This window comes from Microbacterium luteolum, assembly GCF_039533965.1.
Lineage (GTDB): Bacteria > Actinomycetota > Actinomycetes > Actinomycetales > Microbacteriaceae > Microbacterium > Microbacterium luteolum.
Map to the genome: position 1 here is coordinate 1,944,138 of NZ_BAAAUN010000001.1, position 12,553 is coordinate 1,956,690.

The window sequence follows — 12,553 nt, forward strand, 5'->3', positions numbered from 1 at the left end:
GTCACGCCGTCGCGGGGCGGGGGTTGCTCACTCCGGCCGATCCCTGCTGGGCGCGCGGGGTCGCCGATGGCGCCTCGACGGATGCCGCGAGCGAGACGTCCTTCTTCGGCACCTCGATCGGGGGGCGCTCGGAGACCGGACGGTCTTCGCTCGACAGCCACAGCGGCCGCTCGGGGAGCTTCTTGATCTCCGTGAAGATCTCGGCGATCTGGTTGTGGTCGAGGGTCTCCTGCTCGAGCAGCGCCAGGGCCAGCTTGTCGAGGATGTCGCGGTTCGCGCTGATCACCTCGTAGGCCTCGTTGTGCGCCTGCTCGATGAGAGCGCGCACCTCGGCATCGACCCGCTCGGCGACCCGCTCGGAGTACTCACGGCCGCGACCCATGTCACGACCCGCGAAGGGCTCGCCACCCTCGGTGCCGAGCTTGACGGGACCGACCTGCGTGGTCATGCCGTACTCGAGCACCATCTTGCGGGCGATCGAGGTCGCCTTCTCGATGTCGTTCGAGGCGCCGGTGGTCGGGTCGTGGAAGATGATCTCCTCGGCGACGCGGCCGCCCATGGCGTAGGTCAGCTGGTCCTGCAGCTCGTTGCGGGTGACCGAGTACTTGTCGTCCAGCGGCAGCACCATCGTGTAACCGAGCGCCTTGCCACGGGGCAGGATCGTGATCTTGGTGACCGGATCCGTGTAGTTCATCGCCGCGGCCGCGAGCGCGTGTCCGCCCTCGTGGTACGCCGTGATGAGCTTCTCCTTGTCGCGCATCACACGGGTGCGACGCTGCGGACCGGCGATCACGCGGTCGATGGCCTCGTCGAGGGCGCGGTTGTCGACCAGCTGCGCGTTCGAGCGCGCGGTCAGGAGCGCCGCCTCGTTCAACACGTTGGCGAGATCCGCGCCGGTGAAGCCGGGGGTCTTGCGGGCGACGACCTCGAGGTCGACGCTCTTCGCGAGGGGCTTGCCCTTGCTGTGCACCTCGAGGATCCGCTGGCGGCCCTTGAGATCGGGGGCGTCCACGCCGATCTGGCGGTCGAAACGGCCGGGGCGCAGCAGGGCGGGGTCGAGGATGTCGGGGCGGTTGGTCGCCGCGATCACGATCACGTTCGCGTTGGGGTCGAAGCCGTCCATCTCGACCAGCATCTGGTTGAGGGTCTGCTCGCGCTCGTCGTTGCCACCGCCCATGCCGGCGCCGCGGTGACGACCGACGGCGTCGATCTCGTCGATGAAGATGATGGCGGGGGCGTTCTCCTTGGCCTGGCCGAAGAGGTCGCGCACACGCGAGGCGCCGACGCCGACGAACATCTCGACGAAGTCGGATCCGGAGATGGAGTAGAACGGGGCACCGGCCTCACCGGCGACCGCGCGGGCGAGCAGCGTCTTTCCGGTTCCGGGAGGGCCGTACAGCAGCACGCCCTTCGGGATGCGGGCGCCGATCGCCTGGAACTTGGCCGGGTCCTGCAGGAACTCCTTGATCTCGTGGAGCTCCTCGATGGCCTCATCGGCGCCGGCGACGTCGGCGAAGGTGACCGTCGGGGTCTCCTTGTTGACGAGCTTGGCCTTGGACTTGCCGAACTGCATGACCTTGCCGCCGCCGCCCTGCATGGACGAGAGCAGCCACCAGAAGAGGAGGCCGAGCAGCACGAGCGGCAGGAGGAGCGAGAGGAAGCCATCGAACCACGTCGCACGCGGCACCGCGTCGTTGAAGCCGTCCTTCGGGGCGGCCTCGTTGATCGCGGAGACCACCTCGTCGGCACGGGCGTCGACGTAGTAGAACTGCACGTTCTCGGAACCCTCGAACGGCTTCGACAGCGTCATGTCGACTCGCTGGTCGCCGTCGGTGTTCACGACCTCGGTGACCGAGGAGCCCGAGAGCAGCTTCAGCCCCTCCTGGGTCGTGATCTGCTTGGGCGCCCCGAGGTTCGAGATCAGGAGGAAGCCGCCGAAGAGCAGCACGCCGATCAGCGCGACGTAGATCAGCGGATTCCGGGTGAGCTTCTTCACATCCATGATCGGATCAGCGTATCGCGCGTGGACTAGGCACCCGCTGTGCGTTCACCCACGGCGTACCCTTCGTCAAGCTCAGGGACCACCCCCGTCAGCTGTAGACGTGCGGCGCGAGCACGGCCACGTCGCGCAGGTTGCGGTACCGCTCGGCGTAGTCCAGTCCGTACCCGACGACGAAGTCGGTGGGGATGTCGAATCCGACGTACCGGCAGTCGATGACGACCTTCGCGGCCTCGGGCTTGCGCAGCAGCGCCAGCACCTCGATCGACTCCGCCCCGCGGGACTCGAAGTTCTCGAGCAGCCAGCTGAGGGTCAGGCCGGAGTCGATGATGTCCTCCACGATCAGCACGTGCTTGCCGTTGAGGTCGGTGTCGAGGTCCTTGCGGATCTGCACGACGCCGCTGGACTTGGTGCTCGCGCCGTAGCTCGACACGGCCATCCAGTCCATCGGGGCGTGGAACGGCAGCGCCCGGGCGAAGTCCGCCATCACCATCACGGCGCCCTTGAGCACACCGACCAGCACGAGCTCCTTCCCCGCGTAGTCGACGGCGACCCGCGCCGCGAGCTCGTCGAGCTTGGCGAGGATCTGCTCCTCTGTGACGAGGATCTGGGCAAGGTCGTCCTGGATTTCCGCGGCGCGCATGGATCGATTTTAGGCGACGACGACAGGGCATCCGCACTACTGTGAGCGGTGAGACGGGCGGACGCCCGAACGACGGAAGGAATCACCATGGCTCTTGACGACATCCTCAAGCAGGTGCCGATCGACGACATCGCCGAGAAGCTGGGCGTCTCGCATGACGAGGCGAAGGTCGCGATCGAGCAGGGCGGTGCCATTCTGCTGGGCGGACTGGCCAAGAACGCCGAGACCGCCGAGGGCTCCGCGGCGATCCAGAAGGCGCTGCAGAAGCACGAGGGATCCACGGGGGCGTCGAAGGTCGACGACGTCGATCAGGCCGATGGCGGCAAGATCGTGGCGCACATCCTCGGCGGGAAGGAGAAGGAGGTCACGACGAAGCTGACCGAGTCGAAGGCGACTCCGGGCATCGACTTCGGCAAGCTCCTCCCGATCCTCGCGCCCATCGTGATGGGTCTCATCGCGAACGCGAACAAGAGCAAGAACCCGCAGGCGGATGCCGGCGGTCAGGACTCCGGCGGCGGCATCGGCGACCTCATCGGCGGCCTGCTCGGCGGCGGCAACAGCGGCTCGAGCGCGGGCGGCGGCGGCATCGGCGATGTGCTGGGCGGACTGCTCGGCGGCGGCAACTCCGGCGGCGGCGGGATCGGCGACCTCCTGGGTGGACTGCTCGGCGGCAAGAAGTAGTCAGCGCTCTTCTGCGGCCACTTCGCACTTCTGCGGCCTCCTGCACACCAGGAGGCCGCAGAAGTTCGTTCCGGCCGCACAAGTCGCCCGCGGGAGTCAGCGAGCGGATGCCGTGAAGACGAGCTGCCCGCCTCGGCGCACGGCCGAGCAGCCGGGCAGGTCGATCGGCCCCTGCCCCGTCCAGTCCGTGACGAGCCGGGCGACCTCGACGGTCTGCGTGCGGGTCAGACTCACGCCGAACTCGCTGTCGACGACGAAGCGGATGATGCGATTCCGCAGAGCCGCGGGGTTCGCTGCGAGGGCGGCGACGCTCACCGAGATGCCCGCCTCCGCGTGCTCGACGATGTCCTCGATCGTCTCGTGGATCATGTCGTCGAACGCCTCGGCGTCCTCGCGGAGCTGCTCCGCGGTGCGGGCCAGCGCCTCCGCGATGCCGGGCCCGAGTTCCGCCTCGAGCACCGGGAGCACCGTCTCGCGCACGCGCACCCGGGCGAACCGGTCGTCGAGATTATGGGGGTCGTCCCACGGGTCCAGAGCGGATGCCGTGCAGAACTCGCGCGTCGTCTCCCGCCGCACCCCGAGCAGCGGCCGCAGCCAGCGCAGCCCGTCCTCGTCCTCGCGCGCCGGCGCCATGCCCTGGAGGCTCGCGGCCCCGGAACCGCGTGCGAGTCCGAGCAGCACCGTCTCGGCCTGGTCGTCGAGCGTGTGCCCGAGGAGCACCGCGGATGCCCCGACATCGGCCGCGGCATCCCGCAGCACCCGGTAGCGCGCGGCACGCGCCGCCGCCTCAGGACCGCCGTCGCCATCGACGTCGACGCGCACCACGAGGGCTTCGATGCCGAGACCTGCGGCGATGCGCGCCGCACGCGCGGCGACCTCCGCGGAGGCGTCCTGCAGACCGTGGTCGACGGTGACGGATGTCACCGGCATCCGCCGCTTCGATGCCTCGAACGCCGTGGCCGCGGCGAGCGCGAGCGAATCCGCGCCTCCGGAGAGGGCGACGACCACCGTCGAGCCCTCGGCGAGTTCGGCGAGCGCGGAGCGCACGGCGAGGCGGATCTCGGCGACTGCGGGTTTCAGCGACGGCACGACTCCACGCTAGCGGGGTGCGCCGCCGCTGTCCCGCTCACCGGGCCGACCAGCCGCCGTCCATCGTGTAGCTCGCCCCGGTCACCATGGCCGCTTCCTCGCTCGCGAGCCAGGCCACGAGTCCTGCGACCTCGGCCGGCTCGACCAGCCGCTTGATGGCGCTCTCGGTGAGCATGATCCGGTCCAGGACCTCCGCCTCGGGGATGCCGTGCACGCGGGCCTGGTCCGCGAGCTGCTTCTCGACCAGCGGTGTCCGGACGTACCCGGGGTTGACGCAGTTGCTCGTGACCCGATGCTCACCGCCCTCCAGCGCGGTGACCTTCGACAGCCCCTCGAGCCCGTGCTTGGCCGCGACGTACGCGGACTTGTACGGCGACGCGCGCAGCCCGTGCACCGAGGACACGTTGATGATCCGTCCGAACCGCTGCGCGTACATCGCCGGGAGAACGGCGCGGATCAGCAGGAACGGCACCTCCAGCATGAGGGTCGTGATCCTGCGGAACTCGCGGGGATCGAAGTCCTGGATCGGGCTGACGTGCTGGATCCCGGCGTTGTTCACCAGGATGTCCACCCCGGCCAGCGCTTCCGTCAGCCGGTCGTCCGCGAGCGCCGCGGAGTCCAGCAGGTCGACGGCCCAGGTGGACCCGCCCACCGCCGCCGCCGCGGCTTCGCAGCCTTCGGCATCCCGGTCGGCGACGACGACGTGCGCGCCGCGAGCCGCCAGCTCGTGCACGACGGCCAGCCCGATCCCGCTGGCACCGCCGGTGACGAGCGCCCGCCGGCCGGCGAGCGGCTGCGGTGCGGCGCTCACCGGGCGACCCTGGCCAGGCCGTGCGTGCGTGCGTCGGCGTCGTCGACGGCGAGCAGGGAGATCCCGCGGGTCTCCTTCATCGTGATCACCGCGAAGGCGGTGACAGCGCAGGCCACGGCCACGTAGACGGCCACCGGCATCCACGACCCGTACTGCTGCAGCAGCGCGGTCGCGATGATCGGCGCCAGGGATCCGGCGACGATCGAGGTGACCTGGTAGCCGAGGGAGACACCGGAGTAGCGCATGCGCGTCGGGAACATCTCGGCCATGATCGCGGGCTGGCCGGCGTACATCAGGGCGTGGAAGCAGAGTCCGATGGTGACAGCGGCGATGATCAGGAACGGGTTCATGGTGTCGAACATCGGGAAGGCGAAGAACGCCCAGGTGGCGCCGAGCACGGCTCCGGCCAGGTACACCGGGCGACGGCCGAAGGCGTCGGAGAGCCGACCGACCTGCGGGATCACCAGGAAGTGGATGACGTGGGCGATCAGGAGCGCCAGCAGCAGCTGGCTGGTGTCGTACTGGTGCACGGTCTTCAGATACACGATCGTGAAGGACACGATGATGTAGTAGAGGATGTTCTCGGCGAAACGCAGGCCCATCGCCCCGAAGACGCCCCGCGGGTACTTCTTCACGACCTCCAGCACGCCGTAGCCGGCGGCCTTGTCCGCCTCCACCTGTGCACGGGCCTCGAGGAAGATCGGCGCCTCGCTGACGTGGGTCCGGATGTAGTAGCCGATGATGACGACGATCGCTGACAGCCAGAAGGCCACGCGCCAGCCCCAGCCGAGGAACTGATCGGACGGCAGAAGCCACGACATCCCGAGGAGCACGAGCGTGGCCAGGAGGTTGCCGACGGGGACGGCGGCCTGCGGCCAGCTCGACCAGAAGCCCCGAGACTTGTCCGGGCTGTGCTCGGCGACGAGCAGCACCGCACCGCCCCACTCACCGCCCACAGCGAAGCCCTGGATGAAGCGGAGCGCCACGAGCATCGCGGGCGCCCAGTAGCCGATGGTGTCGAAGCCCGGCAGGCACCCCATCAGGAACGTGGCGACGCCCACCAGGATGATCGTGATCTGCAGGGTGTGCTTGCGCCCCAGCCGGTCGCCGATCTGACCGAACACGATGCCGCCGAGCGGACGGGCGACGAAGCCCACCGCGTAGGTCAGGAAGGCGGCGATGATGCCGTCGAGCTCGGTGCCGGCATCCGGGAAGAAGAAGGTGCCGAAGACCAGCGAGGCGGCGGTGGCGTAGAGGAAGAACTCGTACCACTCCACGACGGTGCCCACCATCGAGGCGGCCACGATCCTCTTCAGCCCGGATGTCCGTGGCTCCGTCTCCTGGGTGGTCGTCGTCTTGTTGACGCTCATGGGTGCACTCCTTCGTGTTCTGCAGTGTCCGCATCGACAGCTGCTGCCCTGGGCCCCGCGACCCAGCGGGAAGGGGAGGCCCCCGCCAGTATGGGCACGACGGATGCTGTGCACCAATGACCAGTCGAGCAGAGGCGTGGTGCAGAATTGCAGATATGAACGCATCGCTCGGAACCGCCGCCAGTCCCGACGATCTGCTGATCCTGCTGGCGGTCGCGCGCACCGGACGCTTCACGACCGCCGGAGAGAGCCTCGGATTGAACCACACCACGGTCTCTCGCCGGATCGCCGCGCTGGAGGTCGGGCTCGGCGGTCGGGCTCTGGCCCGCACCCCGGGCGGATGGGAGCTGACCGACCTGGGACGCCGCGCCGTGCGTGCCGCGGAAGACGTCGAGACCGCGTTGGCGAGCATCCACGAAGACGGCGAACAGGCCGACCAGATCGCCGGCGTCGTGCGCATCTCCGCCACCGACGGGTTCAGCGCATTCATCATCGCCCCCGCGCTCGCGCAGCTGCATCGGAGGCATCCGCGTCTCAGCGTCGAGATCGTCAACGTCACCCGCCGCGCTCTCCAGCATCGCTCAGGTCTCGACATGGAGGTCGTGGTCGGCGAGCCGCAGGTGCATCGGGCCGAGGCGATCCTGCTCGGTCACTACACGCTGGGAATGTACGCCGCGCGCAGCTATCTGGACGAGTTCGGCACACCCGCCGGCATCGCGGAGCTGAGCGAGCATCCGCTGGTCTACTTCGTCGACTCGATGCTGCAGGTCGATGTTCTCGACGCACCACGGCGCCTGGTCCCCGGCATGCGGGACTCGCTCAGCTCCACGAACGTCTTCGTGCACGTCGAGGCCACCAGGGCCGGAGCGGGAATCGGGTTCCTGCCCTGCTTCCTCGCCGACCGGCACCCCGATCTGGTGCGCCTGCTCCCGGGAGAGTTCGCCGAGCGGCTGCCGTACTGGCTCGTGCTGCGGCCGGACTCCCTGCGCCAACCGGCCGTGGCCGCGGTCGCGGATGCGCTGCGGCGACGCACGGCCGCCATGCAGGACGCGCTGCTGGGCGCCGTGACGGCGATCGATGCCTGACACTCGCCTGCGGGCGGTCTAGTCTGGCGCCGTGACCGATCGCACGAGCCTCCGCTTCTCGACCGAGCGCTTCAAGGCGTTCGCCGACGCCGTCGTCGCGATCGCGATGACGCTGCTGATCCTGCCGCTGCTGGAAGCGGTGTCGGATGCCGGCGCGAAGCACCTGACCACCGGAGAGTTCTTCGCCGAGAACGGCGGCCAGCTTTTCAGCTTCGCGCTCAGCTTCCTGCTCATCGCGAATTTCTGGATGGAGCATCACCGGCAGTACACCGAGGTCACGGAGATCACCCCCGCGCTTCTCTGGATCAACATCGCGTGGCTGGCGACGATCGTCTGGCTGCCCGTGCCGACGGCGATGCTCGGGCAGATGGACACGGATCCCCTGCAGGAGACGGTCTACATCGGCACCCTGATCCTCACCCAGGTCGCCACACTCGCGGCGAAGCTCTACCTGCTGCGGCATCCGGATCTCACCAGCACGCCGATCTCACGCGTCCGGCAGGACGTGGCCGGCGACGTCGCCGCGATCATCCTCTTCGGCCTGGCGCTCGGGATCGCCGTCGTCATGGTCGATCAGGGCTACTTCGCGCTCTTCCTGCTCTTCCTCACCGGCATCCTCGCGCGCGCTCTGAACCGGCTCTGGTCGCGGCGGGCTCCGGGATCGGAGGATGAGACCGTCGGAGACGACGAACCGGGCGGTCCCCGTACACGCAGGTAGGCTGGTCCGCGGCATCCAACCGTCTTTTCTGAGGAGCACACGCATGGGCGCACACGACGCCGTCATCGAGATCCCGCGCGGCAGCCGCGTGAAGTACGAGGTCGACCACGAGACCGGACGAGTGCACCTCGACCGCGTGCTCTACACGACCTTCGGGTACCCGGCCGACTACGGCTACTTCGACAACACCCTGGGCGAGGACGGCGACCCGCTCGACGTACTCGTGCTCCTCGACCACGCCATCTACCCCGGCGTCGTCGTCGAGGTGCGTCCCGTGGCCGTGCTCAAGATGAGCGATGAGGCCGGCGGCGACGACAAGCTGGTCGCCGTGCTGTCGAAGGATCCGCGCTGGGCGCACATCCAGGACATCGGCGACATCGCCGAGTTCACGAAGAAGGAGATCGCGCACTTCTTCGAGCACTACAAGGACCTCGAGCCCAACAAGTGGGTCAAGGTCGACGAGTGGGGCGATGCCGCTGAGGCGCAGCGCATCCTCGACGAGGCGATCGTCCGTTTCGGCGAGCAGGGCCACTGACCCGCTGACGCACGCTGTCGACGCAGAAGACCCCCGGAACCGCTCAGCGGCCGGGGGTCTTCTGGCGTCAGGAGGACGGCGCTCAGATCCAGATGTTCCGGTCAGCCATGAAGTCGGCGGGGTTCGTGTAGCGGCCGTCGATGTACACCTCGAAGTGCAGGTGGCATCCGAAGGAGCCGCCGGTGTTGCCCGCATAGGCGATGACCTGACCGGCCTCGACCCACTGGCCGTGGCCGACCGCGAATCCATCCGGCTTGATGTGCGCGTAGCCCGTGGCCACCCCGTAGCCGTGCTGGATGCGGATGTAGTTGCCGTAGCCGCCGTTGTAGAACGCCGCGTCGACGGTCCCGGAGTAGGCCGCGTAGATCGCCGCGCCGCAGCCGTTCGCCAGATCGATGCCGTAGTGCCAGCTCGACGAGCATCCGTTGGAGTTGCACTGCTGCGAGCGGGGGCCGTAGCCCGAGCTGCGTTCGCCACCGTGCGGGCGTACCCAGCCTCCCGTGCCGGGAGTTCCACCGCCGCCGCTGTTGCCGCCGGCGTTGGCCGCGGCCTCGGCTGCTTCCCGGTCCCGCTGTGCCTGCGCCTCCGCCTCGACGCCGGCCTGGTATCCGGCGACGGTCGTGACGGTGGTGTCCTTGAGGGCGGCGAGCTGCGCCTGCATGGTCGCGAGGTTGGTCGACTGCTCCAGGAGTGCGGCCTGGGCGGCATCCGCAGCCTGCTGCGCGGCCTGCATCTTCTCCTCGGCGACCTTCTGCAGACGGTCCCGCTCGTTGCGGGCGACGACGGCCTGGTCGCTGAGGGACTGCGCGGAGTTGCGAGCCGCGACGGCGTCGTCGTAGACCGACTGGTTGTATTCGAGGAGCTTGTCCATCGTGCCGAGGCGGGCGAGGAGCTCGTCGGCGTTGTCGGCGGATCCGGCGAAGAACAGCTCGAGCGACGTGTCGTCCCCGCCGTTGCGGTAGAGCTGGGCGGCGACCTGGCCGGCCTTGCGCGCCGACTCGATGGCGATGGCGGACTGCTCGTCGGCCTTGGCCTGCAGCGTGTCGGCTTCGGCGATGGCAGCGAAGTAGGCCTGCTGCGCGGCGTAGAACTCGTCGGACGCCAGCTTCGCGGCGGCCTGGGTCTCGGCGACCTTCTGGGTCAAGGCCTGGATGAGGCCCTCGATGCGAGCGACCTCGGCGGCGGCGGCGGCCTCGTTCTGCTTCGCGGCCTGCACGTCCTCCCAGCTGGGGTACGAGGCGGCGTACGCGGCGGAGACACCGGACGAGACGCCGAAAGCGCTGAGCGCGACAACGCTGAGCACGCCGAGCCCGAGCGCACCGCGACGGCTGATCCCGGGCTTCGAGAAGGCGCGCTGTTCTGTCGGGCTGGGTGCACAGCCGCATTCCGCGGATGCCGCTTCAGCAGCATCCAGCGTGTTCCTGTCGTTCACCAGGCCCCTTCCGCCGGTTTCACACATGTCACACTAACAACAACATTCACTTCCGCAACAGGGTGAGAGTGCGGAAGCGTGACACGTCTGACGTGTCCATCGTCCTCCTGTTCGGCCCGTCGAGGAAGCCGCCGCGCCCTCGATTCGCGATTTGCCCGACACATCCCTTATGCTTGAGCGTCGGCAAGGAAGTCCCCCGGGACTGACTCGGCCCCATCGTTTAGCGGCCTAGGACGCCGCCCTTTCACGGCGGTAGCACGGGTTCGAATCCCGTTGGGGTCACTCCATCCGATACAATTGAAAACAAGTATGGCCCTGTAGCGCAGTTGGTTAGCGTGCCGCCCTGTCACGGCGGAGGTCGCGGGTTCAAGTCCCGTCAGGGTCGCTCTAAGCGTCGAGCTCTTTCTTCGGAGGGGGCTCTTCGTCTAGGAAGCGGTAGCATCGCCGTCGCTCGGCTCTGTAGCTCAGTTGGTAGAGCGCACGACTGAAAATCGTGAGGTCACGGGATCGACGCCCGTCGGAGCCACAGGGTGATCATTACAATCACCTTAGAAACCCTCGCCTAGCTTCTACATGGCGGGGGTTTTGCTTTGCCCTGGAACGGCAGATGGCGTTCAGTCCTCCGCAGGAATCGCGAACCAGCGCCCCTCGGAGATGACGCGCACTCCGCCGTCCACGACGGCGATCGCCGTCTGATCATCGATCGCGTAGGCCGGCCCTCCGATATCGGCCGCCCACTCCCTCGCACGCTCCGAGGTGTTGGACTCCCATCCGGGATAGTCGAGATGCGGGAAGATCGAGAAGTCCACGATGCCGAGGGCCTCGTCCCCCTCCTCCGGTCTCCACCCCAGGAAGGCGTCGCCCACACGAGGCGTCAGCGCCATGCTTCCGCCACTGACCCCGACCCAGACCGTGTCGTTCAGCTCCGGCAGGAGCCGCTCGAGGCCGGACTCCCGTATCCAGTGCGCGAGGTAGATCGCCTCTCCCCCGTCCACCAGGAGCACGTCGGCCTCTCGGACCCACGGCTCCCATCGGTCCCGATCCAGGCTCGGCAGAGCGGTGAGTTCGAGCAGTCCCACTTGCTTCCACCCGAGCTCGACGAGATCCTGCCTCTCCGGCCAGCGGCCGGCGACCGACCTCCACGCCGAGAACGGCGAGCACATCGGGTGCCCCCACTGTGCCGTCGGTATGAGCAGCGCCGTGCACTCCTCGATCGGCTTCCCGAGGAGCTCGACCAGGGCGTCTCGGATGGAGGCGTTGGTCACTCCCCCAGAGGTCAGCAGGGACTTCATGAACGGCCTCCTTCTGCGGCCTCTCATTCTGTCGTCCGAGGCTCACGAGCGGAACCCTGCGGGGCGACGACGAGGGGACGCCGCTCGCGCTCGCCCGCACACGATCGATAGGGTGAATCGATTCCGTCGCAAGAGAGCACTGGAGCACACATGACCCGCAGCAACCGGCCCGTCGGCGTCACGATCGTCGCCGTCCTCCTGATCGTCACCGGCATCATCGGCCTGATCGCCGGCATCCTCGCCATCGTCGCGGCGATCGCCGGCGCGGGAGCGCCCGGGCATCTCATCATCCTCGCCGTCCTCGCCATCCTTGCGGCCGTGCTGAACCTGATCTTCGCCGCTGGGATCCTGCGCGGGAACCGTGTCGCCCGCCTGATCGTCACGATCGTCCAGGTCGTGAGCGTCCTCGGAGCCCTGGCGTCGCTCGCGACCTCTCCGGCCGCCGAGTCGCTCTGGAGTCACATCCTCAACATCGCCGCGCCCGTGGCGATCATCCTGCTCCTGTGGGCCGGCGAGAAGACCAAGGCTTTCTTCGCGCGGCAGTCGTGACGCGCCCCGATTCCGCGACATGGAACGCCTGTGAGCGCTGAGGCCCCCTCCCGCCGCATCGAGCTGACCATGCACAAGCCGTGGTTCGCGCTGTATGCGGGGATACGCCCGACGCTCGTGCTCGCCGGACGAGGCCAGCCGACGCAGTGGGGCCTCGGCACGTGGCAGGTACCCGCCGACGAGACCGTGACCCTGGGCGTCTTCCTCTTCAACCGCCTGTGGCGGTTCGGTCAGGCGGAGCACACCCTCGCGCCCGATGACCTCGCGCTCGAGTACCGGGCGCCGGCGCTGCCGTTCCTGCCCGGACGGATCCGCCCGGCACCCCACTCCCGGGCGCCGCACGCCTAGG

Annotated in this window: 13 protein-coding genes and 3 tRNA genes; 9 read left to right on the top strand and 7 right to left on the bottom strand. The window is 68.5% G+C overall.

Annotation, left to right across the window (positions count from 1 at the left end; genetic code table 11):
- Window position 1: 1 nt before the first annotated feature.
- Window positions 2–2,002 (bottom strand): ATP-dependent zinc metalloprotease FtsH, encoded by a 2,001-nt coding sequence (ftsH, locus tag ABD648_RS09340; RefSeq protein ID WP_282214687.1) that lies wholly within the window; start codon window positions 2,000–2,002, stop codon window positions 2–4.
- An 88-nt stretch (window positions 2,003–2,090) separates the two neighbouring features.
- Complete coding sequence (hpt, locus tag ABD648_RS09345; RefSeq protein ID WP_282214688.1) at window positions 2,091–2,642, bottom strand: hypoxanthine phosphoribosyltransferase; 552 nt, start codon at window positions 2,640–2,642, stop codon at window positions 2,091–2,093.
- Window positions 2,643–2,729: 87 nt separating this feature from the next.
- Here hpt and ABD648_RS09350 point away from each other — a divergent pair, with 87 nt between their 5' ends.
- Entirely contained in the window at window positions 2,730–3,323 is a 594-nt protein-coding gene (locus tag ABD648_RS09350; RefSeq protein WP_282214689.1) for a DUF937 domain-containing protein, read from the top strand.
- A gap of 96 nt (window positions 3,324–3,419) precedes the next feature.
- Here ABD648_RS09350 and tilS read toward each other — a convergent pair whose 3' ends face one another.
- The 3 genes from tilS to ABD648_RS09365 are packed head-to-tail and all read right to left on the bottom strand — an operon-like array spanning window position 3,420 to window position 6,593.
- Window positions 3,420–4,412, bottom strand: coding sequence for a tRNA lysidine(34) synthetase TilS (gene tilS / locus ABD648_RS09355; protein WP_282214690.1), 993 nt, complete (start codon window positions 4,410–4,412; stop codon window positions 3,420–3,422).
- Between the two features lie 37 nt (window positions 4,413–4,449).
- Entirely contained in the window at window positions 4,450–5,223 is a 774-nt protein-coding gene (locus tag ABD648_RS09360; RefSeq protein WP_282214691.1) for a 3-hydroxybutyrate dehydrogenase, read from the bottom strand.
- The gene (locus tag ABD648_RS09365; RefSeq protein ID WP_282214692.1) at window positions 5,220–6,593 is read right to left on the bottom strand and encodes an MFS transporter; all 1,374 of its coding nucleotides are present in this window, start codon (window positions 6,591–6,593) and stop codon (window positions 5,220–5,222) included. The genes ABD648_RS09360 and ABD648_RS09365 overlap by 4 nt, the downstream gene beginning before the upstream one ends.
- A gap of 155 nt (window positions 6,594–6,748) precedes the next feature.
- Between ABD648_RS09365 and ABD648_RS09370 the strand changes: the two genes are divergently transcribed.
- The 3 genes from ABD648_RS09370 to ABD648_RS09380 are packed head-to-tail and all read left to right on the top strand — an operon-like array spanning window position 6,749 to window position 8,931.
- Complete coding sequence (locus ABD648_RS09370) at window positions 6,749–7,678, top strand: LysR family transcriptional regulator (RefSeq protein ID WP_282214693.1); 930 nt, start codon at window positions 6,749–6,751, stop codon at window positions 7,676–7,678.
- A gap of 31 nt (window positions 7,679–7,709) precedes the next feature.
- Window positions 7,710–8,396, top strand: coding sequence for a TMEM175 family protein (locus ABD648_RS09375; RefSeq protein WP_282214694.1), 687 nt, complete (start codon window positions 7,710–7,712; stop codon window positions 8,394–8,396).
- Window positions 8,397–8,439: 43 nt separating this feature from the next.
- Window positions 8,440–8,931: an inorganic diphosphatase gene (locus tag ABD648_RS09380; protein WP_116634191.1), complete on the top strand. Its 492-nt coding sequence runs from the start codon at window positions 8,440–8,442 to the stop codon at window positions 8,929–8,931.
- Between the two features lie 82 nt (window positions 8,932–9,013).
- On the opposite strand, the gene ABD648_RS09385 is transcribed toward ABD648_RS09380, so the two are convergent.
- Complete coding sequence (locus ABD648_RS09385; protein ID WP_282214695.1) at window positions 9,014–10,363, bottom strand: M23 family metallopeptidase; 1,350 nt, start codon at window positions 10,361–10,363, stop codon at window positions 9,014–9,016.
- 209 nt (window positions 10,364–10,572) lie between these two features.
- On the opposite strand from ABD648_RS09385, the gene ABD648_RS09390 reads away from it, so the two are divergent.
- From ABD648_RS09390 to ABD648_RS09400, 3 genes are all read left to right on the top strand, one after another.
- Window positions 10,573–10,645: transfer RNA gene (locus ABD648_RS09390), tRNA-Glu, on the top strand.
- A 29-nt stretch (window positions 10,646–10,674) separates the two neighbouring features.
- Window positions 10,675–10,748: transfer RNA gene (locus ABD648_RS09395), tRNA-Asp, on the top strand.
- Between the two features lie 68 nt (window positions 10,749–10,816).
- A tRNA-Phe gene (locus ABD648_RS09400) sits at window positions 10,817–10,889 on the top strand.
- A gap of 88 nt (window positions 10,890–10,977) precedes the next feature.
- Here ABD648_RS09400 and ABD648_RS09405 read toward each other — a convergent pair.
- A complete protein-coding gene (locus ABD648_RS09405) occupies window positions 10,978–11,655 on the bottom strand; it encodes a Type 1 glutamine amidotransferase-like domain-containing protein (RefSeq protein WP_282214696.1) in 678 nt (225 codons plus the stop codon).
- Between the two features lie 150 nt (window positions 11,656–11,805).
- On the opposite strand from ABD648_RS09405, the gene ABD648_RS09410 reads away from it, so the two are divergent.
- Window positions 11,806–12,204, top strand: coding sequence for a hypothetical protein (locus ABD648_RS09410; protein ID WP_282214697.1), 399 nt, complete (start codon window positions 11,806–11,808; stop codon window positions 12,202–12,204).
- Window positions 12,205–12,234: 30 nt separating this feature from the next.
- Window positions 12,235–12,552, top strand: a complete 318-nt coding sequence (locus ABD648_RS09415) for a hypothetical protein (protein WP_282214698.1) — start codon at window positions 12,235–12,237, stop codon at window positions 12,550–12,552.
- Window position 12,553 lies beyond the last annotated feature (1 nt).

Excerpts from the sequence above, each read along its gene's own strand:
- ftsH (WP_282214687.1), bottom strand. The coding sequence starts at position 2,002 with ATGGATGTGAAGAAGCTCACCCGGAATCCGCTGATCTACGTCGCGCTG.
- hpt (WP_282214688.1), bottom strand. The coding sequence starts at position 2,642 with ATGCGCGCCGCGGAAATCCAGGACGACCTTGCCCAGATCCTCGTCACA.
- ABD648_RS09350 (WP_282214689.1), top strand. The coding sequence starts at position 2,730 with ATGGCTCTTGACGACATCCTCAAGCAGGTGCCGATCGACGACATCGCC.
- ABD648_RS09365 (WP_282214692.1), bottom strand. The coding sequence starts at position 6,593 with ATGAGCGTCAACAAGACGACGACCACCCAGGAGACGGAGCCACGGACA.
- ABD648_RS09370 (WP_282214693.1), top strand. The coding sequence starts at position 6,749 with ATGAACGCATCGCTCGGAACCGCCGCCAGTCCCGACGATCTGCTGATC.
- ABD648_RS09380 (WP_116634191.1), top strand. The coding sequence starts at position 8,440 with ATGGGCGCACACGACGCCGTCATCGAGATCCCGCGCGGCAGCCGCGTG.
- ABD648_RS09405 (WP_282214696.1), bottom strand. The coding sequence starts at position 11,655 with ATGAAGTCCCTGCTGACCTCTGGGGGAGTGACCAACGCCTCCATCCGA.
- ABD648_RS09410 (WP_282214697.1), top strand. The coding sequence starts at position 11,806 with ATGACCCGCAGCAACCGGCCCGTCGGCGTCACGATCGTCGCCGTCCTC.